The sequence below is a fragment of the Streptomyces sp. NBC_00647 genome, assembly GCF_045207245.1.
Lineage (GTDB): Bacteria > Actinomycetota > Actinomycetes > Streptomycetales > Streptomycetaceae > Streptomyces.
Window position 1 is genome coordinate 1,968,951 of the sequence record NZ_CP109040.1, and the last position, 26,676, is coordinate 1,995,626.

Genomic DNA, 26,676 nt, shown 5'->3' on the forward strand with positions numbered 1-26,676 from the left:
CGCACCGGGAGTGACGATGGGACCCAGCCGCATCGCCTTCCGGGAGGCCGAGTTGACCGATCCTTGGGTGGCCCTGGAACCGGGGACCGACCCCGCCGAGCGGGTTCGGCTGCTGCGCCGCGCGTACGAGTCGTTCACCGAGGCCGGGACGGTGCCGCGGCCGGTGCGTTCCGTGGTGGCGGACTCGTGGCGGCGTTCGGCTCGGGCGGGCGTCGTCCCGGACGGCACCGCGAGCGTGGAGCTCATGGACGGGGAACTCGGTTCCTACCGGGCGGAACATCCGCTCGCCCGGGTGATGCCGTTGTTCCGCGAGCTGATGGGGACGTTCGCCGCGGACGGGGAACACCTTCTGGCGGTGTGCGACGCGCAGGGCAGGCTCCTGTGGGTCGAGGGCCATCCGGGGACGCGGCGGCAGGCCGGACGGATGAACTTCGTGCCGGGCGCGCGGTGGTCGGAGACGGCGGTCGGTACGAACGCGCCGGGCACGGCGGTCGCCGTGGACCGTCCGGTCCAGGTGTTCGCCGCCGAGCACTTCATCCGGCGGGTGCAGCCGTGGACCTGCGCGGCGGCCCCGGTGCACGATCCGCGCACCGGGCGGGTGCTCGGCGCGGTCGACATCACCGGCGGGGACGGGCTCGCGCATCCGCACAGCCTCGCCTTCGTGCAGGCGGTGGCACGGGCCGCCGAGGCCCATCTGGCGCTGCTCGCACCGCCGCAGGCCATGGCCGGCGCCCTCGAACTGACCGCGCTGGGGCGCGACGAGGCTCAACTCGTCGCGGAGGGACGGAAGATCAGACTCAGCCGCAGGCACAGCGAGATCCTGGTGCTGCTGGCCCGTCATCCGGAAGGCCTGACGGGCGACGAGTTGCTGTGCGCGCTGTACGAGGACGAGTCGGTGACGCCGGTGACGCTGCGCGCCGAGCTGGCGCGGCTGCGCAGAATCCTCGGTCCGGGCCTGCTGGGCTCGCGTCCGTACCGGCTCACCCGGCCGGTGGACACCGACGTGACGGTGGTGGAGCGACGGCTCGGTGCCGGCGCGGTGACGGCTGCCGCGGCGGTGTACGCCGGTCCGCTGCTGCCGGGGTCGACGGCGCCCGCGGTGGTGCGGTTGCGGCGCAGGCTCGCCGACGGGCTGCGGACGGCGCTGATCGCCCGGCGGGATCCCGACCTGCTCGCCGACTGGGCCCGTACACCGTGGGGCGAGGACGATCTCGACGTCTGGCGGGCACTGTCCGCGGTGCGCCCGGCAGCGGCCGTACACGCGCGCCTGGCGGAGCTGGAGTCCGAGCAGGCCGCACCGGCCGGATGGGCGCGCTCCACGAGGAAGGGCCGTGGGCGGCCGGAGCCGCGCTGACGGAGGACGCACGTTCCCGCCTGCGGAACGGGTAGGGCGGTTCCGGGGCCACGCAACCTCGTTGCAACGTCCGGGTTCCTAGCCTCGCGGCGAGAGCTGCCCAACGGCGGGCAGCGCTTCTCCGGGAGGCAGACAGCATGACCCGTTACGCGGCGCCCGGCACTGAGGGCGCGATCGTCTCCTACCAGGCGCGGTATGACCACTTCATCGGCGGGGAGTACGTTCCGCCGGCTCGCGGGCAGTACTTCGAGAACCCGAGTCCGTTGAACGGGCAGCCGTTCACGGAGGTCGCGCGAGGCACCGCCGAGGACGTGGAACGCGCGCTCGACGCTGCACACGCGGCGGCTCCCGCCTGGGGCCGCACCTCCGTGACCGCGCGCGCCGACATCCTGCTCAAGATCGCCGATCGGATGGAGGCGAACCTGGAGAAGCTGGCGGTCGCCGAGAGCTGGGAGAACGGCAAGCCGGTACGCGAGACCCTGGCGGCCGACATCCCGCTCGCGATCGACCACTTCCGCTACTTCGCGGGCGCGATCCGCGCTCAGGAGGGCTCGCTCGGCGAGGTCGACGACGACACCGTCGCGTACCACTTCCACGAGCCGCTCGGCGTGGTCGCGCAGATCATCCCGTGGAACTTCCCCATCCTGATGGCGGTGTGGAAGCTCGCTCCGGCGCTGGCGGCGGGCAACGCGGTGGTCATCAAACCGGCCGAGCAGACACCCGCGTCCATCCACTACTGGATGAGCCTGATCGCGGACCTGATCCCGCCGGGTGTGGTGAACATCGTCAACGGCTTCGGCGTGGAGGCGGGCAAGCCCCTGGCGTCCAGCGCACGGGTGGCGAAGGTCGCGTTCACGGGTGAGACCACCACGGGGCGGCTGATCATGCAGTACGCCTCGGAGAACATCAAGCCGGTCACGCTGGAGCTGGGCGGGAAGTCCCCGAACATCTTCTTCGACGACGTCTGGGCGCAGGACGACGACTTCCGCGACAAGGCGCTCGAAGGCTTCACGATGTTCGCGCTCAACCAGGGCGAGGTGTGCACCTGTCCCTCGCGCGCCCTCGTCCAGCGCGGCCACTACCGCGAGTTCATGGAGGCTGCGGTCGCCCGCACCGAGCTCATCAAGCCCGGGAACCCGCTCGACACCGACACGATGATCGGCGCCCAGGCCTCCAACGACCAGCTGGAGAAGATCCTCTCCTATCTGGACATCGGCCGGCAGGAGGGCGCCAAGGTGCTCACCGGCGGTGAACGCATCGAGCACGACGGGGAGTTGAAGGGCGGTTACTACGTCCAGCCGACGATCTTCGAGGGCGACAACCGCATGCGGATCTTCCAGGAGGAGATCTTCGGCCCGGTCGTCTCGGTGACGTCGTTCGACGACTTCGACGACGCCATCAAGATCGCGAACGACACGCTGTACGGACTCGGCGCCGGTGTGTGGACGCGGGACATCAACACCGCGTACCGGGCGGGCCGTTCCATCCAGGCCGGCCGGGTCTGGACGAACTGCTACCACGCCTATCCGGCACATGCCGCGTTCGGTGGCTACAAGCAGTCCGGTATCGGCCGCGAGAACCACAAGATGATGCTGGAGCACTACCAGCAGACGAAGAACCTGCTGGTGAGCTATTCGCCGAAGAAGCTGGGCTTCTTCTAGGCACAGAAGAAGGGCGCCTGACCAGGGAAGACCCCGTCAGGCGCCCTCCGCGGCGCACAGCCGAGCGGTGTGGACCGGCCGAACGGACCGGTGGACGCCGGCTACTGCGCATGCGGCGCTTCCCGGATCACGGCGAAGAGCGCCCGGTCCGTGGGGAGACCGTCGGCGTCGAAGGCGCGGTGCCGACCGAGGTGTTCGATTCGCCCGCCGGTGCAGGTCGTCTGCAGGTACTCCGTGAGCCAGGCGTCAGGCGTCGGCACCATGCGCGGCAGTCCGAACGACTCGGGCATCTCGTTCTCGCCGCTGTCGAAGAACATCACCTTGCCGGTCCGGGCCCAGAGCCCTCGAAGCAGGTCAGTGGCGGCTTCAAGACCCAGCTCCCGCACCAGGTGATGCCAAACGGACAACAGGAGGGTGCATTCGGTCTCCGGCAGAAGGCCGAGGGTGTCGGGGCGAAGCTCGAGGTCCATCACCGCGACGTTGTCCAGCTGGTTCCGTCGTACGGCTGTCATCGCTGTCCGAACGCATTTCGGATCCGACTCCAGTGCCACGGAGGGTATCCCGCGCTTGGCGAGCTTGATCGGGAAGTAGCCGACATTCGCGCCTACATCCATCGCGCTCTCCACCCCGAGCCGCTCGACGACCGGCTCCATCGCCGCCCATCGCGACCCGGTACCGACCGATCGCTTCGCCTTCCGCACGGGGATGCCCGGGACCGGCTGGTAGATGCCGTCGGGCAGTGCATCGAGCTTGAGGCGGACCAGATCGATCGCGTCGTCGAGCTTGCGACGCGTGCTGCTCATCAACCGAACCGAGGGAAATCGCTGATGGAGGCGCACCATGCGCGTCGAGCTCTGAGTTCCGTCCAATTGGTCCACGGGTACCTCTATCGACTGGCGATATTCAGGTCACTGGTATTCCCATTCTAAAGCGATAATACCTTTCACTATAGCGTTCCGCAATTTGACGTCGAGGGAGAGAAACCGGGGGTTGCGTTCGCCCCGGTGCGACCGCGGTGGTGGCTCTCGGCCGGGCTCGTGAGAGCCCACCAGGCAGCCTGCCCCCCGGGTCAGGAGCCGCGCGGTCGATGACCGTGACCAAGATGCGGCCTGATGAGTGATAGAGCACGCTTGAACGAGTGAAGGTTCAAAACGCCTACCGCTTACGACGCGTAAGGAAGTAGCGTCATGCGTTTTTCGGGCCTGCGAACCTCGTCGACCTGGGACCATCTCGATGTAACGAGTCCGGCGCCTCGGGATAAGTGGCAGCGCTTGGTCGACGGGAGCGACGAGGCGCTGATTACCCAGACCCCGGGCTGGCTGGACTGCATTTGCGCCACCGATTCCTATGAGGATGCCAGTCGCCTTTACGAATTCGACAATTCCGGCGGGATCGTCGTGCCGCTGGCCCGGCGACGCGGTTGGCCCGCCCATCTGATCGCCCAGGACGCCTGGCCCTCCGAGTGGGGCATCGGAGGGCCTGTCGCCGCAGAGGCACCCGACCCGAAGCAAGCGCGCGCCGTCTTCGGCGATCTGGCCCGCCTTCCCGCGAATCGCGTGTCCGTGCGGTTCGGGCCGGGCGTCGACCCCGCGTGGCTGTCAGCGGTGCCGTCCGACTTCACCACTTTGCATCACACGACGTACATCCTGGACCTCGACGGCGGCTTCGGTGACGTCTGGGGGCGGAGGTTCAAAGGGGCGGTCAGAACCGCCGTACGCAAGGGCGAGAAGACAGGGGTCGACGTGGAGGTCGATCGCACCGGGCGCCTGGTGCCGAACTTCTACGCCCTCTACCAGCATTCGATCGCTCGTTGGGCGCAACAGCAGAACGAGCCGCTGGCCCTCGCTCGCTGGCGCAGGAACCGGATCGACCCGCTGCACAAGTTCCAGACCGTCGCCGAGACTTTCGCGGAGTCCTGCACCGTGTGGTTGGCCTCGTACCAAGGTCAGCCCGCGGCAGCCATCATGGTGCTCCGCCACGGGCCTCACGCGAAGTACTGGCGGAGTGGCATGGTCAAAGAACTGGCTGGTCCGAGTCGTGCCGCCACGCTGCTGCACAAGCTCGCCATCGAGGATGCCTGTGCGGCCGGTTGCCGCTTCTATCACATGGGCGACTCGGTCCCCGGTTCCTCTGTCAGCGTCTTCAAGGAACGGCTCGGCGCTCGCGGCTACCCATCGTTCGGCTACCGCAGGGAAGTGCTTCCCCTGACATCGATCGATCAGCTCCTGCGGAGCGCGGCGAAGCGTCTCATCGGTTTCAAGGACGAGTGACGCCCGATCCCACCGAGGAGAGGCTCGTGAACGCACCTGCTGAGCTCCTGATCGACACTCCGGCCGGTCCCGCGCACATCACCACACCTGCGCCACGTGACGTCTGGTGGGAGTTGGCGGGCGAGGACCCGGACACGAACCCCTCCCAGACCCCGCTCTGGCTGGACTGCCTCTGCGCCACAGGGCCGTACCAGGACGTGAGCCGCCTCTACGAGTTCGAGCGAGGCTATCGGCTCGTACTCCCCCTCGTCGGCAGAAGGCATCGCCCGCAGATCCTGGGCGCGGAGGAGTCCTGGCCGGCCGACTGGGGCATCGGAGGGCCGGTGTGCCCGGAAGGCGTGAGTCCGGCGGAAGCGCGCGCGGTCTTCGCCGATCTCGCGCGGCTGCGCGCGCTTCGGGTCAGTGTGCGGTTGCGGCCGGCGGACCAGGCCGTGTGGGCGGACGCCGCCCCTGGCTTCCGTCCCGAGCCCCACATGACACAGATGGTGGATCTCGACGGCGGCTTCGGCACCGTCTGGGAGCGCCGCTTCAGCCGTCATGTGCGGCGGGAGGTCCGCCATGGCGAGCGCTCGGACGTCGAGGTCGAGGTGGATCGCACCGGCCGGCTCGTTCCCGCCTTCTACCAGCTGTACCAGAAGTCGATCGTGCGCTGGGCGGAACAGCAGCACGAGCCGCTGGCGTTGGCCCGCTGGCGCAGGACGCGGGAGTTCCCCGTGCGACGGCTGGAAGAGGTGGCTGCCCGGTTCGGTGAGGGGTGCGCGATCTGGATGGCCTGGCGCGCCGGAGAGCCCGCTGGGGCATGTGTCGTCCTGCGCCACGGTCAGCACGCCAAGCTGTGGCGCAGTGCCATGGATCGGGAACTGGCCCATCCGGTCCACGCTGTTCCCCTGCTGTACCGGCTGGCGATCGAGGACGCGTGCGCGGCGGCCTGCCGGACGTTCGACATGGGCGAGTCCGCCCCGGACTCCTCCCTCGCCACGTTCAAGGCGGGGTTCGGAGCGGAGAGCTTCTCCTCCCCGCGCTACTTCCGGGAACGGCTTCCCGTCTCGGCGGCCGAGCGCCGGCTGCGGACGGCCGTCAAACGCCTGATCCGCTTTCAGGACCCCTGAGGCTTGCTCGCCTCAGTCGTCGCCCCACACGTCGACGGGTTCCACGTCGGCGCTGTGGTGCAGGGGGTTGAGGTCGTAGGCGTCCAGGAGCATGCGCAGCAGCCCGTACTGATTGTTCGGTTGGGCGTGGTCGCCCGGCCGGACATGCTCACCCACCAGGATGGTGGGGACACGGTTGGGCCCTTCCCTGTCGTCCTCGTCCCAGGTGACGACCAGCAGGCTGTTGTGGGTCATCGCCCAGTCGGCGTAATCGCCGAGACTGTTCCGCAGCCAGGTGTCCGCCTGCCGCACGCTGCCGTCGTGCATGTCGTGCTCGAGGTCCGGGACGACGAACGCGACCGTCGGCAGATCCCTGAAGTCGCGAGGGAAGTCGGTCCAAGGGCGGTTGACGGAGGCGGGAAGGTTGTTGAAGTTCACCCAGGGGTTGTGCCGGCGCACGTAGGCACCGCTGGCGCAGCCGGTGAAGCCGACGCGGGGCATGGTCTGCGCATAGCCCACGAAGGTCAGATCGGCCTGGCGGAGTTGAGAGCCGAGATTGCGCGACGTGAGCGCGTGGGGGCAGGAATCGTCGCTGACCCCCAGGAAGGAGCCCGAGAAGAGTGCCAGGTAGTTGGGCTGACTCGGATGGGTGAGGGCGTAGAACTGAGTGAGCGAGGCGCCCTGCCGGGCCAGTTGGTTGAGGTACGGGGCATCCGCGCTTCCGATGACACCGTCGTACGACTGGTTCTCCTCGATCACCACGACGATGTGGTCCGGACGGGGAATCCGGGCCTGAGCCGATGAGTGGTCACAACCCGCTGTGGTCAGGAGCGTCGCCATCACGGCCGCCCAGGCCACGAGCCACCTCATGAGGAGACGTGCCGGCCCCGGTCGTGCGGCCCTCACTCGTGACTTCACCGCTCTTCCCTCCGGCACCGTTTCGACGCGCACTGAGTGTGATCGCTACAAGCTGCCACTTGCAGCGATCGGAAATAACGTCACAATCGGTATTAATACCTCATATCGGTCCCACCGGACACTGATGTGGACCGACGAGGGGAGTGCCGTCAGCCGGTGTCACTGAGGGCCGTTCGCCGGGGTGGGAGACCGAACAGGCCGGATCCGGAAGGTGCCACATGCGTCGAGTCAACGCCCCTGTCTGCCGCGGCGGGAGGGTGCCGGATCCTGTTGAGGAGCCGGCGTCCCGCGTCGCGAGGACCGTCGTCGGAGCACCGGTTCCCCGGGAGACCCCTTCATGGGCAAGCTCCAGACGCTGACAAGCGGGCGCGTGGCGTCCTTCACCAGCGCCGTGGCGCGGTGGCCCGGTTCCGCCGCCGGAGAGCGACCTCGCCCCGACCGGATCACGGCACGCCAGTGGACGGCACGTCTCGTCCTTCCCGCGGCCCTCGCCCTCTGGTTGCTGTCCCTGCGCCATGTGCGCCTCACCGAGATGCGCGACTACGGCCTGCTGCAGGTACTGCCGGTGCTCTTCTGGGTCGCCCTCGGTCTGCTCACCTTCGGCTTCTGCCTGGCGCTGACCGACCGACGGACCGCCGGTGGATGGTTCGCGGGCTACGTCCTGGGACTGGTCGCGGTCATCCACGCGACCCCCACCCTGCTCTACCCGACACTGCGCTACAGCTGGGCGTGGAAACACGTCGCGGTCGTCGACGCGGTGATCCGCCACCGCGGCGAGGTACCCCACGCGGACAAGCTCGCCCTGTACAACCAGTGGCCCGGATTCTTCGACCTCAACGCGTTCTTCCTGCAAGCCACCGGTCTGGACTCGGCGCTCGGCTACGCGACCTGGACCCCGCCCGTCTTCAACGCCGTACTGCTCGCTCCCCTGCTGCTGCTCTACCGGACGGTGACGCGTGACCGCCGGCTGATCTGGGGGGCGGCGTGGGTCTACTACTCGTGCTCCTGGGTGGGTCAGGACTACTTCGCCCCCCAGGCCTTCGCGTTCCTGCTCTTCGTGACGGTGATCGCCCTGGTCATGGGGCAGTTGCCCACCTCGGCGCTGTACGGTGCGAGCGACGCCCTCAAGGACCGATGGCCCGTCGGCCGATTCGTGCTGGTCATGGTGATCGCAGCCGTCATCATCTCCTCACACCCACTGACTCCGCTCATGCTCATCAGCGCACTGGTGGTGCTGTCGCTTCCGCGGCGCAACCGACGGGCCGTGCTGCCCGTCCTGGCCGGTACGGTGCTGCTGACCGTGGCCTGGGACGCCACCGTCGCCCGCCCCTACATCTCGGAAAACCTGAACGACTTCCTGGACGCGCTGCTGAAACCCGACACCAACGTCGTCTCCGGGCTGGCCTCCCTCGGCACCGCGGCCCCGGGTCATGTCGTGGTGGCCTGGGTCGACCGGGGCCTGTCCGCCGCGGTCTTCCTTCTGGCGGCCATCGCCTTCGCGGCGCGCCCCTGGGTCCGCCGCACCAGCCTGCCCCTGCTCGTCCTGGCACCGCTGCCGGTCCTGACGGCGAACGCGTACGGCGGAGAGATGATCTTTCGTGCCTACCTCTTCGCCCTGCCTGCGGCCTCGCTCCTGATCGCGGCCCTCTTCCTCAAACCGGGCAGCAGGCCGCGCCTTCACGTGCTGGCCGCCTATCCCTTGCTGCTCGCCCTGCTCGCGGGACTCATGTTCGGCTACTACGGCAAGGAAGCGGCGAACTACTTCACGAAGGACGAGGTGTCGGCGGGGCGTTTCGTCGCGGCCACCGCTCCTCCCGGGTCCACGATCGTCTCCCTCACGTCGGCCGTACCCGGCCTGTACCTGCACTACGACGAGAACACCCAGGTGCAGTTGGACGAGCAGGACATCGGCGACCGGCGGCGCCTGGTGAATGATCCGGTGAAGGGCCTGGCGGGGTTCGTCCAGCGGGCCACCCCTCAAGAGCCCGCCTACGTCATCCTGAGCCGGGCTCAGGCCGCCGACATCTACCAGAGGGGGGTCCTGCCCGGCGACACCGTGCAACGCATGGACTCGGCCCTGTCGAAGAACCCGGACTACTTCCCCGTCTACCGCACCAAGGACGCGGTGGTCTACCGGTATCAGGGAGCGAGAAGCGGAACGGGATCATGACCTCCGTACGCTGGGGGCTCGCGCTGTCCGGCTGGGTGGCATTGGCAGTGGTCACCTTCCTGCCGGACGCCCTGGTCCTGCGCGCCACGGTGACGACGGCGTTCCTGCTCGTCTGTCCCGGCCTGGCGGCCTCCCGGTGGGCCCGGTCGGTCGCGGTGCGCGCCACGGACCGCACGGCGCTGCTGGAGACGGGTGTCCTGACCGTGACGGTCAGCGTGTCGATGGCGGCGCTCGTCGTGGAGCCCCTGTTCCTGACCGGCACGTTCACCGTCACCCGGGCGCTGCTCGCACTCGCCGCCGCCACCTCCGTGCTGGCCCTGCCGCCCAGGCCCGGCGGGCGCCGGCGCCGGGCGCCGCGTGCCGTTCCGGACGAGGACCCACGGGCGGCTGACGCCAGTCGGCCCGAGCCGCCGGCCTCGGAGTGAGGCGCCGCGGCGGCCTCGCAGAGGTGCCGCAACGGCCCACGTGAAGCATCTCGGCAGTCCCGCACAAGCCTCGCGGCAGCCCCGCACGCCCGCGAAACACCGGCTTCGCCCCCGCCTGCCTGGTGGGGGCGTTATCGAGTCGTCCCCCGTCGCTCGCTTGACGTCGCTCCCAAATCGGGCGAAGGTGTAGATATACGTTGTAAATATATGCCGTAGGGCACTCGGAGATACATGATCATGTACAACGAACCGATCATCAGTAACGAGCGGGAAGCCGGGGCACACGCCACCGTCAGTCTGGTCGTCCCAGCCCTCAACGAGGCGCGCAACATCGCGTGGGTCTTCGAGCAGATCCCGGCATGTGTGGACGAGGTCATCCTCGTCGACGGCGACTCCACCGACGCCACGGTCCCGATGGCGCAACACTGCCTGCCGACCGTGCGCAACGTGCGGCAGAGCGGCCCCGGCAAGGGCAACGCGCTGCGTACCGGCTTCCTCGAGGCCAAGGGCGACTACGTGGTGATGATGGACGCCGACGGCAGCATGTCGCCGGCGGAGATCCCCCACTTCGTGCACTTCCTCGACCACGGCTACGACTTCGTCAAGGGCTCGAGGTTCGTCGCCGGCGGTGGCTCGCTCGACATCACCCCCATCCGCAAGATGGGCAACCATGTGCTCCTGCTCGCCGCCAACCGGCTGTACGACGCCTGCCTGACCGATCTGTGCTACGGCTACTGCGCCTTCCGGCGCAGCTTCCTCGACCAGCTGGACCTGCACGCCGCCGGTTTCGAGATCGAGGCCGAGATGATCGTGCACGCGCTGCGCTCCGGTCTGCGCATCGCCGAGGTCCCCAGCCTGGAACTGCCCCGGCGCAGCGGCTGCTCGAACCTCCACGCCATATCCGACGGGCGCCGGGTGCTGCGCACCCTGTTCTCGGAACGGCCGGGCGCCCGGTCCTCCGCCGCCCGGCCCGAGAAGAGCGCATTGTGAACTCCGCCTCGGCCCGCTCCCCTCTCGTCCGGCCCCCGGTGCCGGTGGTCGACATCGACCTGGCCCGTCCAGGCGAGTTCCGGCTGCCCGGAGACCGGGGGCAGGTCCGGCCACAGGGACAGGCCCGGGCACTCGTACGACTGCACGGTCGTCCCCTGGGCATGGTCAGCGCCGCGAACGCCTCCGGCCCCGACGGCCTGTGGCGGGCGCTGGCCGGCACCGCCCACGTGGAACTGGCGGGGCAGCTCGCGCGGCACCGCGCCGTGGACGGGACGGGACCCTCGGACGGTGACACGGACGAGGCGTGCCGGAACGTCCGGCCCGACGCACTCCACCAGGCACCCGTCATCAGCGTGGTCGTGGCCACGCGTGACCGGCCGGAGAAGCTGCGACGCTGCCTGCGATCGCTGCTGCGCTCGACATACCCCGAGTTCGAGATCATCGTGGTCGACAACGCCCCGGCCGACGGTGCGACCGAAGCCCTGGTCCGCGGAGACTTCACCGGACGGGTCCGCTACGTCCACGAATCCGTCGCCGGGCTCGCCCGCGCCCACAACCTGGGGCTCGCCCGGGCACGCGGATCCGTTGTCGCCTTCACGGACGACGACACACTCGTCGATCCCGGATGGCTGTCGGCGCTGGCCGAGACCTTCGCACGGGACACGCGGATCGGCTGCGTGACCGGGCTGATCGTGCCCGCCGAACTGGAGACCCCGGCGCAGAGCGCCCTCGAACGGCAGGGCGGTTTCGCGAAAGGGTACGTGCCGCGCACCTGGTCACTGTTCGATCCGCCGGCGGACCCGCTGTTCCCGTTCACCGCCGGCCGCTTCGGCTCGGGCGCCAACATGGCCTTCCGTACCGATGTGCTCCGCGCCCTGGGCGGCTTCGACCCTGCGACCGGTGCCGGAACCCCCGGCCGGGGCGGTGACGATCTGCTCGCCTTCTTCGAGATCCTGACGGCCGGTCACACACTCGCCTACCAGCCGCGTGCCATCGTCTGGCACTGCCATCGCCGCACGCAGGACGCCTTGGCCGCGCAGGCTTTCGGCTACGGCGCCGGCCTCGGTGCCTATCTCACCGGCGCGCTGCTGAGCAACCCCCGTCGGCTGCCCGCGCTGTTGCGGCGGCTGCCCCGCGGCATCCGCTACGCCATGACCAGATCGCGCGACCGCGGCGCGGACCCCGAGGCCGGCTGGTCCCGGCGCCTGGCTCTCCTGGAAATACGGGGAATGGTCTACGGCCCCTGCGGCTATCTCCGCGGACGCCTCACCGGCGCCGGCGCCGGAAGCTGACGGTGAGCCCCTTGGACACCAGTCCGGTCACCGACTCAGCCACAAGAGGCGCCGGAATGCGACGACGTCCCCTGCGCATGCTGCGCGCCGGTGTCGCCGCCGCGCTCCCGGGTGAGCCCGTACTCCGCACGGGACACGTCCTCGCGGTCAGTTCCCTCGTCAACGCGGGCCTCGGCTTCTTCTTCTGGACCTTCGCGACGCACTGGTACGACGAGCGGACCGTGGGCCTGGGCTATTCGGCACTCATGGCGTCCCTCCTGCTCACGGGCATCGGGCAGCTCAACCTGAACGACTTCCTGGTGCGGTTCGTGCCGACCGCCGGCCGCCGCACCCGCCGAATGGTCCTCACCTGCTACGCGGCGAGCACGTCCTTCAGCGTGGTGGTGGCCGTGGCGTTCCTCGCGCTGGTGCCGGTGGTCGAACCGGGGCTCAGCTTCCTGCTGACACCGGTCACCGCGACCTCCTTCGTGGTGGCGACCGCCGGCTACGCCGTATTCGTCCTCCAGGACGGCGCGCTCACCGCGGTCCGCATGCCGGGCTGGGTCGTGGGCGAGAACCTGATCTTCGCCGTCGTGAAGATAGTGCTGCTCGCTCTGGCCGCCGCTCTGGGCATCTTCTCCGGGATACTGCTGTCGTGGGCGGGAGCTCTCGTGGTCTCGCTGGTCGTGGCCAACTTCGTCCTGATGAGCAGAGGCATTCCCCGGCACGAGCAGGCAGCGACGACCACGCCGCCACCGCCCCGCATGCTCGGGTACGCCGTGGCCGACTGGGTCGGTTCCCTGTTCCGGGTCGCCGGCTACACCCTGGTCCCGCTGATCGTGCTGAACACCTGCGGTGCCGAGGCGAGCGCCTTCTACTCGGTTGCCTGGGGCGTCGCGTACGTGCCCTACCTGATCGCCCGCAACATGGGAACCTCCCTGCTCGCGGAGTCGATGCGCGGACCGGAACGACTCGTGGAGCACTCCCTGCGCGTCCTGCGCCACTCGGGTCTGCTGCTGGGCGGCGTCACGGTCGTCCTGGTCGCCGCGGCCCCGCAGATCCTGTCGATCTTCGGTGCCTCGTACGCCGCCGAAGGAACCACGCTGCTGCGGCTGCTGGCCCTGTCCGCGCTGCCGAACCTGGTGCTGAGCGTGGCCATCGACGTGGCCCGGGCGCGGCGTCGTCTGCACTGGGCGGTGTGGCTGCAGGTGGCGATGTGCGTCCTGGTGCTCGGGCTCACCCGTCTGCTGCTGCCGGAGTTCGGTGTCGCGGGCGCGGGCATCGCCTGGCTCGTCACCCAATGCGTGATCGCCGTCTTCCTGGTCGTGTCCTGGTCCCGCTGGCTCGCCCCCGTCGCTGAAGGGTCATCATGAACAGCGCACTCTCCCCCGAACGCACCGTCCCCACCCTGTCGGTCGTCATCTGCGCCTACACCCTCGACCGTTGGGAGGACCTGCGCGCCGCGATCGCGTCGGTACTGGTCCAGGACCCGCCGGCCGACGAGGTCGTGCTGGTGGTCGACCACAACCAGGCCCTCCTGGAGCGCGCCGAACGCGAACTGTCCGGCGTCCACGTGGTGCCCAACCAGCGACGCCGCGGTCTGTCGGGGGGCCGCAACACCGGAGTGTCGGTGTCGCGGACCGACGTGGTCGCCTTCCTCGACGACGATGCCACCGCGGAACCGGGATGGACGGGCCGTCTGCTGGCGCCCTACCGCGACCCCCGCGTGGTGGGCGTCGGCGGGTTCGTCCGGCCGTGGTGGGCGACCGAGCGACCGGTGTGGTTTCCGCCGGAGTTCGACTGGGTGGTCGGCTGCTCCTACCGGGGACAGCCCCGGCAGGCCGCCCCCGTCCGCAACTTCATCGGCGCCAACATGTCCTTCCGCAGAAGCGAACTGCTCGCCGTCGGCGGCTTTCTCGACGCCCTCGGACGTGTGGGCAGCCGACCGGCGGCGAGCTGCGACGAGACGGACCTGTGTCTGCGGCTCGCCGCCCGCGACCCGGAGGCCGTCCTGCTGTACGAGCCGGCCGCCGAGATACGGCACCGGGTCCCCGAGTCCCGTACCAGCTGGTCCTACTTCCGCAACCGCTGCTACATCGAAGGACTGTCCAAGGCACTGGTGGCACGACGCTGCGGCAGCGGACCGGCGCTGGCCAACGAGCGCGTGTACGTGCGGTCGACCATCCCGCGGGCCCTCTCCCGCAATGTGACCCGGATCCGGCGCCCCGGCGCGCTGCGCACGATCGGTGCGCTGTCCGGGGGTGTGTGCGCGACCGTCACCGGTTACCTCGTCGGATCGATCCGGCCGTTGGGTTCCCAGGGCTTCTCCCGGCGTCGGCACGGAGTGGCGAAGCCGACGACGACGGCCCCGTCATGAGCGTCGTACCCGTCTTCCTCTATCACGCGGTGTCGGACGACTCACCGTCGTGGCTGGCGCAGTTCACGGTGAGTCCCCGCACGTTCATGGAGCACCTGGACATGATCGCCGACAGCGGACTGCGCGTGATCCCCTTGCGCCGGCTCGTCGCGGCACTGCTCGGCGGCCCTCCGGTGCCACCGCGGTGTGCGGTGCTGACCTTCGACGACGGATACGCGGACTTCGCCTCCACGGTGGCTCCACTGCTCGCCGCACGGGGACTTGGCTCGACGTTGTACGTGACCACGGGCGCCCTGAGCGCCGCGGGCCGGCCGTCGGGCGGCGGACCGTTCCCGTCCGTGGCGACGCTCAGCTGGGCCCAGGTCAGGGAGCTGGACGCGGCCGGGGTCGAGATCGGCGGTCACACCGTGAACCATCCGCAACTGGACACGCTGCCCCGGACATCGGTGCGGGAGGAAGTGGCCGGCTGCAAGCAGCGGATCGAGGACGAGCTCGGGCACCGTGTCGACTCCTTCGCCTACCCGCACGGCTATTCCAGCCGCGGCGTCCGCGCGCTGGTGCGGGAGGCAGGCTGGACCTCGGCCGCCGCCATCCGCGCTGCCTCGGCCTTCAGTTCGGAGAGGGACGACCCGCTGTGGTTCGCCCGGCTCATGGTCCGGGCCGACACCGGACGGGACCGCTTCGCGCTCTGGACGCGCGGTGAGGGGGCCCCCGTGGCGCCGTTCCCCGAGGGACTTCGGACCAGGGGCTGGCGGGCCTACCGCCGGGCGCGAGCGGTGACGGGGCGACCGTACCGGGCGATCCCCGCGTGACCCCGCCGTCCGGGTGCCACCGTCGCCCGGACCGCTGAAGGCCCGTCAACTCTGCCAGACCCGGACCCAGTCCACGAGCATGCGCGCCGAGTCGGTGCCCGGCGGCGGGGTGTAGGGGAGGCCGACGGCCAGGTTGAGGATGACTTCCATGGGCACGTGCGGAATGCGCTCGGGGGCGGTCACTCGGAACCGTTCGATCCCGTCGACGTACCAGACGAGTCTGTCCTTCTCCCAGAGCAGCCCGAAGACGTGGTAGCCGTCGGGAAAACCGGACGCGGTGAAGGTCCCCTTCTGCTTCCTCTTGGCGCCCTCGGCGTTCCGCCAGTGCACGAACATCGCCAGTTCACGCGTGGTGCCGAGGAACTCCATGATGTCGATCTCGGGCGGGGTGTAGCGGCTAGCGGGCATCATCCAGAACTCCGGTGCCATCCCGCCCTGCGCCGGGATGCGGATCGCCGCCTCGAAGTAGCCGTAGGTGAAGGTCTTTCGTGGCTGGGCGTACCAGTTGTCCCGGCCGGTGGAGATCATGCCGGAAACCCAGGGGTAGACCTTTCCGTCGCTGCCTCGAGTGGCCCGGCGCTGGGCGGTGAGGGTCAGTTTCCCCCCGCCCACGGCGACCTGACCGGGCTGGTACCACTCCAGTTCGTTGTTGGAGCTGATGGTGCAGCCGCGGTCGTTCCAGTCGTAGCACGTGGTCCAGCGGTCCTTGGCGAGACGGGAGCCGTCGAACTCGTCGTGGAACACCATGCGCCAGTCGCCGCGTACCGGAGGCCGCGGCGCCCCCGTTCCGGGCGTCGAACCGCAGCCACCGCATGCCACCAGCAACAACATGAGCACACCGAGCACCACGCCCCGTGACGTCATGGGCGGGTGCGCATCCCGGCCGCGACGGAGCCGGCCACCCGGCGCGCGGCGAATCCGGTGCCGGCGACGAACCGCAACACGGGGCCGAAGGTGGGAGCGGCGGCCAGTCCGGTGAAGAAGAGCCCCGGCACGGAGGACTCGAACCCGGACGACAGCCGGGGGGCTCCGTGGAACGTCTCTACCTCGCGACGGAGTTCGGGTGCCAGCAGCCCGAGCCGGTCGACGTCCACCCGGTACCCCGTGGCCAGCAGCAGATGGTCGGCCCTCAAGGTCTCCGTACGTCCTCCGGTGTCCATGACCCCGACCTCAAGACGCACCATGCCGTCCTCGACCCCCGCGGAGCGGACCGTGCGGCCGCACAGCACCGGGAGCCGGCCGTCGACGCGGTCTTTCAGCCACCACCCACCGGACGGACCGAGCACGCTGTGCAGCAGCCGCATCCGCAGCCCCTCCGGCAGATGGCGAAAGGCGCCACCGCCGTAGCTGCACGCCAGCAGCGACCAGCCCGGTCCGAGCGGCGAACCCGGCTTGACGATCCGTACCGGACGCGGCCGGTCGGAAGGACGGTCGGTGTCGGGCGGGTTGCCGAACGCGACGGACGCCGCGCGGGCGATCACCGTGGGAAGGGCCCCGGCCTCGTGCAACAGCGCGGCGCTCTCCAGAGCCGACTGCCCACCGCCGAGGACGGCGACCCGCTGCCCCGAGAACCGGGTCAGATCACGGTGCCGACTGGTGTGGGAGAGCCGTTCCCCGGGGAGGGTGCCGGCCAGTTCGGCGGGCTCGTGGGCGAACGGGACCTGTCCGGTGGCCATCACCACGTTCTCGGCGAGGAACTCCTCCCCGGAGTCCAGGGTGACGGCGAACAGCCCGTCCACATGCTCGACGGTGCGGACCTTCCGGCGCTCCACTTCCGGCACGCGGCGCTCCTGGAACCACCGCCCGTAGGCGATCATCTCCTCGACGGGGATGGGGTACCGGTCGCCGACGGGTCCGAGTCCCCGCGCGGCACGGAAGTCCTCCAGCCGGTATCCGGGCTCCGGCGCGGAGAGGCAGGAGGCGGCGGGGACAGACTTCAGAAACATACCTGTGGGCATGTTGGTGTGCCAGGACTCCATGGGTTCACCGAACACACGCCGTGGCGCTCCTGCCGCACTCAGCCAGGCGGCCGTGGCGAGCCCGTAGGGGCCCGCCCCGATGACGACCGTGGGCGGCCGCTGCCGGGAGTCATGGGTGCCCCCGTTCCTGGCCGCTTTGCGCCGGGCGCCGAAGCCGGTGTTCGCGGGCATGGTCACTCCCTTTGATCTCGTTGGTCTCGCGCGGCGCCGAGGCGGTCACGGCCGCGCACCGGCCCAGCGGGCGCATTCGTCGAGCACGGGTGCGACCGTGTGCGTGAGCCAGCCGTAACTGCGGCCGAACCTCGGAGATTTGCGGACATTGTTCGCCACGTGCCATAGCCAGCTCAGCAGGGGAATCGCCACCGGATCGGCGACACCGTGGTCCGGGTCCAGCCCGGCCAGCGCGAGCAGTGCGCGGTCGGCGTCCGGTACCCGGCCGGCGCGCAGCGTCTCGGCGACCAGGCCACCCAGGGGGCGGCCGGTGAGGGTACTGCGCAGGGCCAGTACGAAGGAGTAGGCGTCGATCTCGCACGGCCCGTCGGCGCGGCCGCTGCTCCAGTCGAAGACACCGGTGACCTGGAGGGGGTCACCGCCGAGCAGCACGTTGCCGGGGTGGTAGTCGCCATGGGTCCAGCCCTCGGTCAGCACGGCACCGGCCAGGGCCGCGTCCAGCCGGTGGCGCAGGGCCTCGAATTCGGCCGCTCGCCGACCGGACCGGTATCGGGGCATTCCTGCGGAGAGAGCCGTCAGCTGCGACTCGCACCAGGCAGGGACCCGGTCGGCCGCCTTACGGCGACGCCCGGTGGCGGCCCGCAGATCCGCCAGCAGTTGCATGGCGGGAGCTGCGACGGCAGATGGGTCCTCAGGGGTGTCCAGGATCAGTCGCTCCGCCGGGACGCCCGGGAGCCGGCTCTGGGCAAGGGTCCCCGCGGGTTGGGACGAGCCGACGACTCGGGGCAGGAGAGGACGCCAGGGAGCGAGCCGGCTGTCGGCCTCGAGCTCTTGCAGGACGTCCCGCTCCCGCGCCGTGACGTCGGCCCCGGCCTCGTTCCTGGGGTGTTTGACCACCAGGCTTCCCGCGCCGCGTCGCAGCTCGAACACCAGCAGGCCCGCCTCGGGCAGTGAGGGCCGCCGGACCACGGTGATGTCCCCGCGACCGGCGCCGCGCATGAGCCAGTGAGCCCGGAGACGGTCGTCGAGCCCTGCCAGCGCGCGCGGGAAGTAGAGGGGCAGCAAACCGGAGATCGAGGACATCTTGGCGGGAGTCTTCATACCAGACCTTGCCGGGCCTTCCGCTGCACGACCCGCGCATGCGGGGGACAATGAACATGGTCGATATGCAGCCATTGAAGCTATTGAATAGCTCTGGAACCTCCGTACATATTAGTACCTTTCGGGACAAGATTCCCGGAATGGGCCGGGTGGTCGTCTTGCTGGACAACGAGGTGCCCGTGCTCCTCGCCAGAATCGGCAACTACCCGCTGCACCACGGCAGCCTGGGCGTGGTGCGCACGGTCGGGCGGCTGGGCGTCCCTGTCCACGCCGTTGTCGAGGACCGCTTCACACCGGTCGCCGTCTCACGCCATCTGACGAGCAGAATCGTGTGGCCGACGACCGGCTGCGAGGAACCGGAGCGGCTCGCGGACGGCCTGCTGTCCATCGGCCGGACGATCGGCACCCGGTGCGTGGCGGTGCCGACCGACGACGAGGCGGCGATCCTGCTCGCGGAGTACGCCGACCGGCTGCGGGAGTGTTTCCTGATTCCGCCCGTACCGGCCCACCTGCCGCGTCTGCTGGCCTGCAAGGCCGGCCTGCACCGGATCTGCGCCGAGGCCGACGTGCCCTCGCCGCGGTCACGGGCACCGGAGAGCCGTGACGAACTGGTCGACGCGGGCCGCGAACTCGGCTATCCGCTGGTGCTCAAGAACCTGGCACCGTTCAGCCGGCTCCGCACCCCGGCCGTCAGCGGCACCACCACCGTGGTGCTCGACGAGCGAGAGCTGCTCGACCGCTTCCCGAAGGCCGCGCCGCCTCCCGTCCTCGTGCAGGAGTACATCCCCAGACAGCAGGCGGAGGACTGGATCACCCATATCTACTGCGGTGCGGGCGGTGTGCCGCGCGTCCTGTTCACCGGCTTGAAACTGCGCTCCTGGCCTCCGTACGCGGGCATGACCGCCAGAGCGGTGGCGCTGCGCAACCCCGAACTGGCCGGCCTTGCGGAGCGGCTTTGCCGTCGCATCGGTTACAGCGGACTGGCGGATCTCGACTGGCGTTTCGACCGGCGGGACGGGCAGTACAAGCTCGTCGACTTCAACCCGCGTACCGGCGCCCAGTTCCGCCTCTTCGAGAATGTCCACGGAGTCGATGTCGTCCGCGCCATGCACCTCGACCTGACCGGCCGGGACGTGCCGGGGGGCGCTCAGGTCGAGGGGCGGGTCTTCGTCGCCGGCCAGCTGGACTTCGCGTCGGCGGCGGCGTGGCTGCGCCACGAGCGCCGGCTGCCACCCGGCCTCCTGAGCGAGCGACCCACCGAGCGGGCCTGGCTCTGCTGGGACGATCCCCTGCCGTCCGCGGCCGAGGCGATCCGGTTCACAGCGCTGGTGACATGGCGCCTGCTGCGGGCGGAGCGCTCCGGCCGCGCCGGGTGCCGTTGACCGAAGGGTCCACCGGCACCCCTCGACGTCGTGCCGACGGCGCGTTTCCCTCCGTGGCCGGCGGGCCGTGAGGCCGCTGATTCATGTTCCTCCCCACGATGCGCGTTGACCTCAGCCCAACATGGGGTGACTATGTACGTATACGTCGTAAATATACGGACTTCTCGGAGAGTGACATGCGCCTCACAGTCATCGGCACCGGGTACGTCGGAGCGGTCCACGCCGCCTGCATGGCGGAGACAGGCCATGAGGTCCTCGGCGTCGACGTCGACGAGGAGCGGGTCGCGGCGCTCGCCGCCGGGCGCCCCCCGTTCCATGAACCCGGTCTGTCCGCGATGCTCCGGCGGACGGTGGCCGCAGGCCGGCTGCGCTTCACCACATCGCTGGACGAGGCCGCCCTGTTCGCCGACACGCACTTCGTCTGCGTCGGCACCCCGCAGCGGCCCGACTCGGGCGCCGCCGACCTGCGCCATGTCGAGGCGGTGGTGGACGGACTGGCGGCGGCTCTGAGCGGTGCGGGCCACGACGGGGCACTGGTCGTCGGAAAGTCCACCGTGCCGGTCGGTACGGCTGACCAGCTGGCCGCACGGCTGTGCGGGACCGGGGCCGACATCGCCTGGAACCCGGAGTTCCTGCGCGAGGGATCCGCGGTCCAGGACACCCTGCGGCCGGAACGCATCGTGGCGGGCGTTCGCTCGGCGCAGGCCGAGGCGAGGCTGCGCGCGGTCTACGCGCCCCTCGTGGCGGCCGGCGCGCCGTTCATCGCCACCAGCACCGTCACCGCCGAACTCGTCAAGGTGGCCTCGAACTCCTTCCTCGCCACCAAGATCTCCTTCATCAACGCCATGGCCGAGATCTGTGACGTCATGGGCGCCGACGTGCTCACTCTCGCCGAGGCGATGGGCACCGACTCCCGCATCGGCCCCAGTTTCCTGGCCCCCGGCCTCGGCTTCGGCGGCAGCTGCCTGCCCAAGGACATCCGAGCCTTCGCCGCCCGGGCGGAGGAAATCGGCCGAGGCGAGTCGGTGGCGTTCCTCCGCCAGGTCGACGAGATCAACACACGGCAGCGCCGGCGCACCGTCCAACTCGCCGAGCGGTTCGTCGGCGGGAACTTCGAGGACCGCGACGTGGCGGTTCTGGGTGCCGCCTTCAAACCCGGCAGCGACGACGTACGGGACTCTCCGGCGCTCGCGGTCGCGGAGGCGGTGCGCCGACGCGGGGCCCGGGTCCGGGTGCACGACCCGGAAGCGGTCGACAACGCCCGAGCCGCGTACCCCGATCTGCAGTACGCCCTGGACGTGACCAAGGCGTGCGAGCAGGCCGATGTCGTCCTGCACCTCACCGAGTGGCCCCAATACCAGGAACTCGATCCCGCCGCGCTCGCCACTGTGGTGCGCAGCCCGGCCATGGTCGACGCCCGCAACACCCTTGACGCCCAAGCCTGGCACTCGGCGGGCTGGCGGCTGAGCGCTCCGGGCCGTCCGCGGCTCGGCTGAGCGACAGGAGAATCTCATGCGCGTGCTGGTGTCCGGTGGCAGCGGCTTTCTGGGGTCGCATCTGTGCGAGGAACTGCTCCGCAGAGGTGACAGTGTCTGCTGCCTGGACAACTTCTCCTCGGGCCGAAAGGCCAACATCGCCCGCCTGCTGCGCGAGCCGGGCTTCCACTGCTCCCCGTGCGACGTCACGGAGCGGTTCCGCGTCTCCGGGGCGGTCGACGCCGTCGTGCACCTCGCGTCTCCCGCGTCGCCCGCCGACTACCATCACCATCCGCTCGAGACGCTGGCGGTCGGCAGCCGGGGAACGGAGAACATGCTGCGGCTGGCCGAGCGCCATGAAGCGCGCTTCCTCCTGGCATCCACCAGCGAGGTCTACGGAGATCCCGCGGTGCATCCGCAGGACGAGGACTACTGGGGGCACGTCAATCCCATAGGCCCCCGCAGCGTCTACGACGAGGCCAAGCGTTTCGCGGAGGCTCTCTCCATGGCGTACCGGCGCAGCCGGGGGGTCGATGTCGGGATCGTCCGGATCTTCAATACGTACGGCCCTCACATGCGTCCGCATGACGGCCGCGTGATCTCGAGCTTCATCAGGCAGGCACTGGAGGGGGAGTCGCTGACGATATTCGGCGACGGTACCCAGACGCGGAGCTTCTGCTACGTCGACGACCTGGTCCGTGGCCTGCTGGCCATGCTCGACTCCGCCGAGCCGGGCCCGTTCAATCTGGGCAATCCGGAGGAGCGCACGGTGCGGGAACTGGCGGAGATGGTGACGGGGATCACCGGATCGAGCAGCGCGCTGCGCTATCTTCCGCTGCCCGTCGACGACCCCGTCCGTCGATGCCCTGTCATAACCCGGGCCCGCGAGGGGCTCGGCTGGCAGCCGTGGGTGCCTCTGGAAGAGGGGCTGCGGCACACCGTCGACTGGTTCGCGGCCGAGGCACAGACCTTCGTGCGGGCGCCGGAGCAGGCCGCCGTGGCTGGGCCGTCATGACGTACGACGACTCGCCTCGCACACCGCCCGGCCACATGGAGATCGGCGCTTCGGGGGCCGACGCCCAAAGGGCGCCGGGGGCGTGAGCCGCCCGGCGCCCGGGGGCGTCGATGGGGTCAGTGCTGCCAGGCCCTCACGTAGTCGACCATCATGTCCGCGGGGACCACGTTGGTTCCGCTGTGACTGGGGTTGATGGCGTTGTTGAGGATCAGATACATCGGGGCGGACGTGATCCCGGAGGTGATCTGACCGACCTGCTTGCCGTCGTAGTAGTACGTGACGGAACCCTGCTTCCATTCGGCGCCGAAAGTGTGCCAGCCGCCGGAGTAATTGCCGGAAGCGCAGCCTCCCGGACCGCCTGCCGTGGAATGGAAGTGATAGCAGGCCGAGCCGCCCAGGCCCTCCAGGACGTCCAGCTCACCGTCCGTCGGCCAGTTCTGCCCGTCCAGCCAGAAGGAGGGCCAGTTGGCCATCTGCGTCCCGGACGAGGGCGTGTAGATGCGGGCCTCGAAAGCGCCGTAAGTGAACTGGGCCTTTCCGTTGCTGGTCACCAGGCCGGAAACGTTGGGATACGTCTTGCCACTGACGGTGGTCGGCTTTTGGATGAGCTTGAGGTGGAGGGATCCGTCGCTGACAGTGACCTGCGACGGGGAATAGGCGGACCCTTCAGCGGAGTTGGGCGGCTTGGTGTCACACCCGGAACAACCGAACCAGTTCGGGTTCCACTTGGAACCGTCAAGACCGGTGCCGTTGAATTCGTCGCTGAACACAGGGCGCCATGAGCCGGCAATACCGACAGGCGCAGCGGCGCTCGTGGGCGGCGCAGAGGACGTCGCGCTGGGGGTCGGCGTCGCTGTCGGAGCAGGGGACGCGGTTTGCGTGGGGGTGGGCGCAGGAGTTGAAGCCGTCGGGGTCGGTGTCGGCGTCGCGGTGGAGCCGGTGCCGGAGGTGAAGGATTTCACCGGAGAGAGACTGCGCCAGGTGTCGTGAGACTTGTACGCGACGAAATAGGTATAGGTGCCCGCCGGGAATGCGCGGGAGCCCGAGGTGTATTTGGTGGGCTTGGTCCCCAGGGTGGTCGCGGTGGCTCCGGGAAAGTCGTAGTGACCACCATTGGCGGATCGCACGGCGACAGTCAGCGCCTGCAGTTTGACCGTCCTGGTGCCATGGACCGTGGCAGTGGCTTTGATCTGTCCGTCCGTGGGCGCCGACACGGACAGGGAATCGACCACGACGTTGGTGGTGGCGGCTTCCGCCTGGTCCGTTTGCGTAAGGACGCCTCCGGCGACTGCGGCAGTGGCGAGCGCAAGTGCTCCCAGCTTTGTTCGCGCAGCGCGAGGACGACGGTGTTTCGGCATATCAGTTGTGCAATTCATTGGCATGTACGCGTGACCTTTCGCCCCCCATGCGACAGTCGGGCCATGATCAATAGGTGAACAGTGGCGGACTGAATGGTCATGGACTCTGCGCGAGGCGAACTCGATCCGCAAGTGCTTGACCGACGCCGAAACATGCCTATGAGCCGTGGAAATTCTTGCCGTGCAAGCGAGTTGGCCAACTCGAGCCGGATTCAGTGACGTCCGACACGCCAGGGATAATTCGGGCATACGGGTTGAATTGCGGGGTGCTGGAGGGTCTGACGTTCAGTGAGCCGGCGGTCGGCCGTGCGTCGGTGCCGGCGGCAGGTCGCCGTCGGGCGGGCGCCCGACCGGTGCGGTCACTCACGGGCCGGGGCCCAGGTGTGCGCGGTCGGCGGGCACCGGAACACCCTGGCGTCCACCCCTGCCGGGCAGCTGCTGCGGATCTCGCCCGTCCTGCCCGGCCGTGCCCACGACCGGACCGCGCCGCCCCTCCACCCCTCCACCATCCACCCCGCCGCCCCGCCGCCCCGCCGCCCCGCCGCCCCGAGACCGTGGCGTCACCAGCCGGCACGGCACGGCGCACCATCGATGACACTCATGATCTGCGCCCCACGCGGGGCACCGGCACCGGCCGCGGGGCTCCACAGGGCTCCATCGCTGAAGGGCCTCTCCCGGACGACTTCGGAATCGGGCATGATGCATCATCTGCACCGGTCGATGAACGCCGCCTTGCCGTCGGAACTGAACCAGTCGCCGCTCACACACGTCGAGTGAAGCCACTCCGCCCTCCCCTTCCACGCTGCCGGTCACGCCCGCGCAACGGTGCGGTCCAGTGGCACCGCGGCGACAGCGATGTCGTCATCCTCGAAAGGAAGTACCGTGGCGCCGGTGCTCGTTGGACGCGAAGGACTGCTGGTCGGCGAGCGCATACCGGTGATCGGCACCCGGGTCACCTTCGGGCGCAATCCGGAGAACAGCGTCGTCATCTCCAGCTTGAGCGTTTCGCGCTTCCACGCGGAGATCGTCCTCGACGACACCCAGGGCTACGTGCTGCGCGACTGTGGGAGCAGCAACGGAACGCTGGTCAACGGTGAGGAGATCGACTCCCAGCTCCTCAAGCCCGGGGACGACATCACCATCGGCGACCAGGAGTTCCGTTTCGAGGTTCCCGACGCCATGGAGACGATCATGGCGCTCTCCTTGCCCAGGTCCCTGACCCATGCCGACGAGGAGGTCGAGCACGGGCCGGTACTGCGGGTCACCATCGCGGGCGGCGGCCCGGTCGGCCTGTCGCTCGCGTTGCTGCTGGAGCACTTCCTCGGCGCCCAGGTGAACATCACCGTCTATGACGGCCGTTGGCGTAAGCAGGGCCGCAAGATCGTCTGGAAGGACGCGAGTCAGGGCAATGTTCGGCGCCAGCAGGTGGTGACCGTACAGAGCCGCCAGTACCTCAGCCTGCCCGATGAGGTGCAGGCCCGGCTCTTCGACCCGGACAGCTACACGGAGATGTGGCCGTCGGGTCCCGACTCCATCGGCGATCACCACCCGCGCAACATGCGCATCGCCTACATCGAGGACCGGCTTCTGGAGGTGGCGAACGAGAAGCCGAGCCGAATCCGCCTCGTCCCCGCCCGGTTCGGCATCGATGAGCAGCAGGACGCCCTCGCGGACCAGCACGTACTGGCGATCTGCGACGGCGGACGGTCACGCACCCGCGAGCACTTCGCCGCCAAGTTCGGCACGGCGGACGCCTCCATCTACTCGCTGAAGAACCGCCATCTCCAGGACGTGATCCTCGGACTGCGCGTGAAATCGGCTCTGCCCGACCCCATGGCGGTGCTGCTGACCGTGGGGCAGAACCGGTTCCTGCTGAACTCCTTGCGGGGCGAGGGTTTCCTCAACATGCGTCTGACGGACGCGGAGGCCGCCGAGGTCGTCGGTATCGATCCGGTCCGCCGCGTCTTCGAGGAGTGCATCGCCTCTCGCCCCTGCCTGATGGGGCGCGACGAGCACGGCGACTTCCGGTGTTCCACGCACAGCACGCTGTTCCTGCCGGCCCTCATCAGGGGCTCGGCCCTGTGGAAGCGGGTGGGTGAAGGGCTGCGCCTGTTCGGTGTCGAGCCGGACGAACTGAGTGCGGTCACGTCCTTCCGCCTGGACATGGTGCAACGCCCGCGCTTCACCGCCGAGTTGCTGCCGCCCACGGCCAACTCCATCGGCACGTACGGCTTTTTGCTGGGCGACGCCGCAAACGCCATCCACTTCTGGCCGGGACGGGGACTCAACAGCGGTCTGTCCTCCGCGATCTCGCTCGCACGGTCCCTCAACGGAGCGTGGAAGGGCAAGCCCTTCCGGGACGCGGACTTCCTGCGCCACGAGGCCGCCATGTCGATGCTCCAGTACCGGCACAAGAGCCGCGCCTGGAAGGCGATGGTGACCACCGACGACCAGGGCACCACGTGGGCCATCAAGGACATCATCGCCCACGGCATCGAAGGAATCTCCGAGGAGCCGGATCGCGAGGCGGACACCGCGACGCTGTTGGAGCGACTGCACGGAATCCGCTCCCGACTGGCGACGCGCATGCCCGGTATGCCGGACGACCAGGCGATCCTGGAACGGCTGGGGACCCTGGAGGGCATAACGCTCCGCATGCTGGTGCTCAGCGGCGCCTGGGACACACTCACCATGGGCGGCGAGGAGGTCGACATCGACATCTTCTACGGCCAGGACTCCGCCGCCGCGGCAGCGGCGGTCGAGGGCCTGGATCCGGCCGCCCAGCCCTGAGGAGCGTCGAGTCCGTCCGCGCGTGCGGACAGACCGAGTGTCCGCGACCGGCGGCTCACCGTGGCCTCG

Annotated in this window: 21 protein-coding genes; 15 read left to right on the top strand and 6 right to left on the bottom strand. The window is 69.4% G+C overall.

What is annotated here, in order from left to right; translation table 11 throughout:
• Positions 1 to 16: 16 nt before the first annotated feature.
• On the top strand, positions 17 to 1,354 hold the full coding sequence (locus tag OG788_RS08605) for a GAF domain-containing protein (RefSeq protein WP_406369908.1): 1,338 nt from the start codon (positions 17 to 19) through the stop codon (positions 1,352 to 1,354).
• A 137-nt stretch (positions 1,355 to 1,491) separates the two neighbouring features.
• Positions 1,492 to 3,015 carry an aldehyde dehydrogenase family protein gene (locus tag OG788_RS08610; RefSeq protein ID WP_406369910.1) on the top strand — a complete coding sequence of 508 codons (1,524 nt, stop codon included), beginning with the start codon at positions 1,492 to 1,494 and terminating at the stop codon, positions 3,013 to 3,015.
• Between the two features lie 101 nt (positions 3,016 to 3,116).
• Here OG788_RS08610 and OG788_RS08615 read toward each other — a convergent pair whose 3' ends face one another.
• Entirely contained in the window at positions 3,117 to 3,818 is a 702-nt protein-coding gene (locus tag OG788_RS08615; protein ID WP_406369912.1) for a hypothetical protein, read from the bottom strand.
• Between the two features lie 384 nt (positions 3,819 to 4,202).
• Here OG788_RS08615 and OG788_RS08620 point away from each other — a divergent pair, with 384 nt between their 5' ends.
• Positions 4,203 to 5,285: a GNAT family N-acetyltransferase gene (locus tag OG788_RS08620; RefSeq protein ID WP_406369914.1), complete on the top strand. Its 1,083-nt coding sequence runs from the start codon at positions 4,203 to 4,205 to the stop codon at positions 5,283 to 5,285.
• Positions 5,286 to 5,311: 26 nt separating this feature from the next.
• Positions 5,312 to 6,394, top strand: coding sequence for a GNAT family N-acetyltransferase (locus OG788_RS08625; protein WP_406369915.1), 1,083 nt, complete (start codon positions 5,312 to 5,314; stop codon positions 6,392 to 6,394).
• 12 nt (positions 6,395 to 6,406) lie between these two features.
• Here the strand turns inward: OG788_RS08625 and OG788_RS08630 are convergent, their stop codons facing one another.
• Positions 6,407 to 7,243, bottom strand: a complete 837-nt coding sequence (locus OG788_RS08630) for an alkaline phosphatase family protein (protein WP_406369916.1) — start codon at positions 7,241 to 7,243, stop codon at positions 6,407 to 6,409.
• A 385-nt stretch (positions 7,244 to 7,628) separates the two neighbouring features.
• Between OG788_RS08630 and OG788_RS08635 the strand changes: the two genes are divergently transcribed.
• From OG788_RS08635 to OG788_RS08665, 7 genes are all read left to right on the top strand, one after another.
• The gene (locus tag OG788_RS08635; protein WP_406369918.1) at positions 7,629 to 9,461 is read left to right on the top strand and encodes a glycosyltransferase; all 1,833 of its coding nucleotides are present in this window, start codon (positions 7,629 to 7,631) and stop codon (positions 9,459 to 9,461) included.
• Positions 9,458 to 9,886, top strand: coding sequence for a hypothetical protein (locus tag OG788_RS08640; RefSeq protein WP_406369920.1), 429 nt, complete (start codon positions 9,458 to 9,460; stop codon positions 9,884 to 9,886). The genes OG788_RS08635 and OG788_RS08640 overlap by 4 nt, the downstream gene beginning before the upstream one ends.
• A gap of 237 nt (positions 9,887 to 10,123) precedes the next feature.
• The gene (locus OG788_RS08645; RefSeq protein WP_356748507.1) at positions 10,124 to 10,876 is read left to right on the top strand and encodes a glycosyltransferase family 2 protein; all 753 of its coding nucleotides are present in this window, start codon (positions 10,124 to 10,126) and stop codon (positions 10,874 to 10,876) included.
• A complete protein-coding gene (locus OG788_RS08650; protein ID WP_406369921.1) occupies positions 10,873 to 12,168 on the top strand; it encodes a glycosyltransferase in 1,296 nt (431 codons plus the stop codon). The genes OG788_RS08645 and OG788_RS08650 overlap by 4 nt, the downstream gene beginning before the upstream one ends.
• Positions 12,169 to 12,224: 56 nt before the next feature.
• The gene (locus tag OG788_RS08655; RefSeq protein WP_406369923.1) at positions 12,225 to 13,520 is read left to right on the top strand and encodes a lipopolysaccharide biosynthesis protein; all 1,296 of its coding nucleotides are present in this window, start codon (positions 12,225 to 12,227) and stop codon (positions 13,518 to 13,520) included.
• Positions 13,517 to 14,524 (top strand): glycosyltransferase family 2 protein, encoded by a 1,008-nt coding sequence (locus OG788_RS08660; RefSeq protein ID WP_406369925.1) that lies wholly within the window; start codon positions 13,517 to 13,519, stop codon positions 14,522 to 14,524. The genes OG788_RS08655 and OG788_RS08660 overlap by 4 nt, the downstream gene beginning before the upstream one ends.
• Positions 14,521 to 15,336 (top strand): polysaccharide deacetylase family protein, encoded by an 816-nt coding sequence (locus OG788_RS08665; protein WP_406369927.1) that lies wholly within the window; start codon positions 14,521 to 14,523, stop codon positions 15,334 to 15,336. Before OG788_RS08660 ends, OG788_RS08665 begins: the two co-directional genes overlap by 4 nt.
• A 45-nt stretch (positions 15,337 to 15,381) precedes the next feature.
• Here OG788_RS08665 and OG788_RS08670 read toward each other — a convergent pair whose 3' ends face one another.
• Genes OG788_RS08670 through OG788_RS08680 form a run of 3 tightly spaced genes read right to left on the bottom strand, consistent with a single transcriptional unit; the run spans position 15,382 to position 18,587 of the window.
• Positions 15,382 to 16,200 carry a family 16 glycosylhydrolase gene (locus tag OG788_RS08670; protein ID WP_406369928.1) on the bottom strand — a complete coding sequence of 273 codons (819 nt, stop codon included), beginning with the start codon at positions 16,198 to 16,200 and terminating at the stop codon, positions 15,382 to 15,384.
• Positions 16,197 to 17,486: an NAD(P)-binding domain-containing protein gene (locus tag OG788_RS08675; protein ID WP_406369929.1), complete on the bottom strand. Its 1,290-nt coding sequence runs from the start codon at positions 17,484 to 17,486 to the stop codon at positions 16,197 to 16,199. The genes OG788_RS08670 and OG788_RS08675 overlap by 4 nt, the downstream gene beginning before the upstream one ends.
• A 45-nt stretch (positions 17,487 to 17,531) precedes the next feature.
• Complete coding sequence (locus tag OG788_RS08680; protein ID WP_406369931.1) at positions 17,532 to 18,587, bottom strand: phosphotransferase; 1,056 nt, start codon at positions 18,585 to 18,587, stop codon at positions 17,532 to 17,534.
• Positions 18,588 to 18,727: 140 nt separating this feature from the next.
• On the opposite strand from OG788_RS08680, the gene OG788_RS08685 reads away from it, so the two are divergent.
• The 3 genes from OG788_RS08685 to OG788_RS08695 all read left to right on the top strand — a co-directional run bounded on the left by OG788_RS08685 (position 18,728) and on the right by OG788_RS08695 (position 22,459).
• Entirely contained in the window at positions 18,728 to 19,969 is a 1,242-nt protein-coding gene (locus tag OG788_RS08685; RefSeq protein WP_406369932.1) for an ATP-grasp domain-containing protein, read from the top strand.
• Positions 19,970 to 20,145: 176 nt separating this feature from the next.
• Complete coding sequence (locus tag OG788_RS08690) at positions 20,146 to 21,465, top strand: UDP-glucose dehydrogenase family protein (RefSeq protein ID WP_406369934.1); 1,320 nt, start codon at positions 20,146 to 20,148, stop codon at positions 21,463 to 21,465.
• A 16-nt stretch (positions 21,466 to 21,481) separates the two neighbouring features.
• Positions 21,482 to 22,459 (top strand): UDP-glucuronic acid decarboxylase family protein, encoded by a 978-nt coding sequence (locus tag OG788_RS08695; protein ID WP_406369936.1) that lies wholly within the window; start codon positions 21,482 to 21,484, stop codon positions 22,457 to 22,459.
• 116 nt (positions 22,460 to 22,575) lie between these two features.
• On the opposite strand, the gene OG788_RS08700 is transcribed toward OG788_RS08695, so the two are convergent.
• On the bottom strand, positions 22,576 to 23,691 hold the full coding sequence (locus tag OG788_RS08700; protein WP_406369938.1) for a family 16 glycosylhydrolase: 1,116 nt from the start codon (positions 23,689 to 23,691) through the stop codon (positions 22,576 to 22,578).
• Positions 23,692 to 24,708: 1,017 nt separating this feature from the next.
• Between OG788_RS08700 and OG788_RS08705 the strand changes: the two genes are divergently transcribed.
• Positions 24,709 to 26,607, top strand: coding sequence for an FHA domain-containing protein (locus OG788_RS08705; protein WP_406369940.1), 1,899 nt, complete (start codon positions 24,709 to 24,711; stop codon positions 26,605 to 26,607).
• Positions 26,608 to 26,676 lie beyond the last annotated feature (69 nt).

Excerpts from the sequence above, each read along its gene's own strand:
- OG788_RS08680 (WP_406369931.1), bottom strand. The coding sequence starts at position 18,587 with ATGAAGACTCCCGCCAAGATGTCCTCGATCTCCGGTTTGCTGCCCCTC.
- OG788_RS08620 (WP_406369914.1), top strand. The coding sequence starts at position 4,203 with ATGCGTTTTTCGGGCCTGCGAACCTCGTCGACCTGGGACCATCTCGAT.
- OG788_RS08675 (WP_406369929.1), bottom strand. The coding sequence starts at position 17,486 with ATGCCCGCGAACACCGGCTTCGGCGCCCGGCGCAAAGCGGCCAGGAAC.
- OG788_RS08605 (WP_406369908.1), top strand. The coding sequence starts at position 17 with ATGGGACCCAGCCGCATCGCCTTCCGGGAGGCCGAGTTGACCGATCCT.
- OG788_RS08630 (WP_406369916.1), bottom strand. The coding sequence starts at position 7,243 with ATGAGGTGGCTCGTGGCCTGGGCGGCCGTGATGGCGACGCTCCTGACC.
- OG788_RS08690 (WP_406369934.1), top strand. The coding sequence starts at position 20,146 with ATGCGCCTCACAGTCATCGGCACCGGGTACGTCGGAGCGGTCCACGCC.
- OG788_RS08685 (WP_406369932.1), top strand. The coding sequence starts at position 18,728 with ATGGGCCGGGTGGTCGTCTTGCTGGACAACGAGGTGCCCGTGCTCCTC.
- OG788_RS08645 (WP_356748507.1), top strand. The coding sequence starts at position 10,124 with ATGTACAACGAACCGATCATCAGTAACGAGCGGGAAGCCGGGGCACAC.
- OG788_RS08655 (WP_406369923.1), top strand. The coding sequence starts at position 12,225 with ATGCGACGACGTCCCCTGCGCATGCTGCGCGCCGGTGTCGCCGCCGCG.
- OG788_RS08610 (WP_406369910.1), top strand. The coding sequence starts at position 1,492 with ATGACCCGTTACGCGGCGCCCGGCACTGAGGGCGCGATCGTCTCCTAC.
- OG788_RS08640 (WP_406369920.1), top strand. The coding sequence starts at position 9,458 with ATGACCTCCGTACGCTGGGGGCTCGCGCTGTCCGGCTGGGTGGCATTG.
- OG788_RS08695 (WP_406369936.1), top strand. The coding sequence starts at position 21,482 with ATGCGCGTGCTGGTGTCCGGTGGCAGCGGCTTTCTGGGGTCGCATCTG.
- OG788_RS08665 (WP_406369927.1), top strand. The coding sequence starts at position 14,521 with ATGAGCGTCGTACCCGTCTTCCTCTATCACGCGGTGTCGGACGACTCA.
- OG788_RS08635 (WP_406369918.1), top strand. The coding sequence starts at position 7,629 with ATGGGCAAGCTCCAGACGCTGACAAGCGGGCGCGTGGCGTCCTTCACC.
- OG788_RS08660 (WP_406369925.1), top strand. The coding sequence starts at position 13,517 with ATGAACAGCGCACTCTCCCCCGAACGCACCGTCCCCACCCTGTCGGTC.
- OG788_RS08615 (WP_406369912.1), bottom strand. The coding sequence starts at position 3,818 with ATGAGCAGCACGCGTCGCAAGCTCGACGACGCGATCGATCTGGTCCGC.
- OG788_RS08670 (WP_406369928.1), bottom strand. The coding sequence starts at position 16,200 with ATGACGTCACGGGGCGTGGTGCTCGGTGTGCTCATGTTGTTGCTGGTG.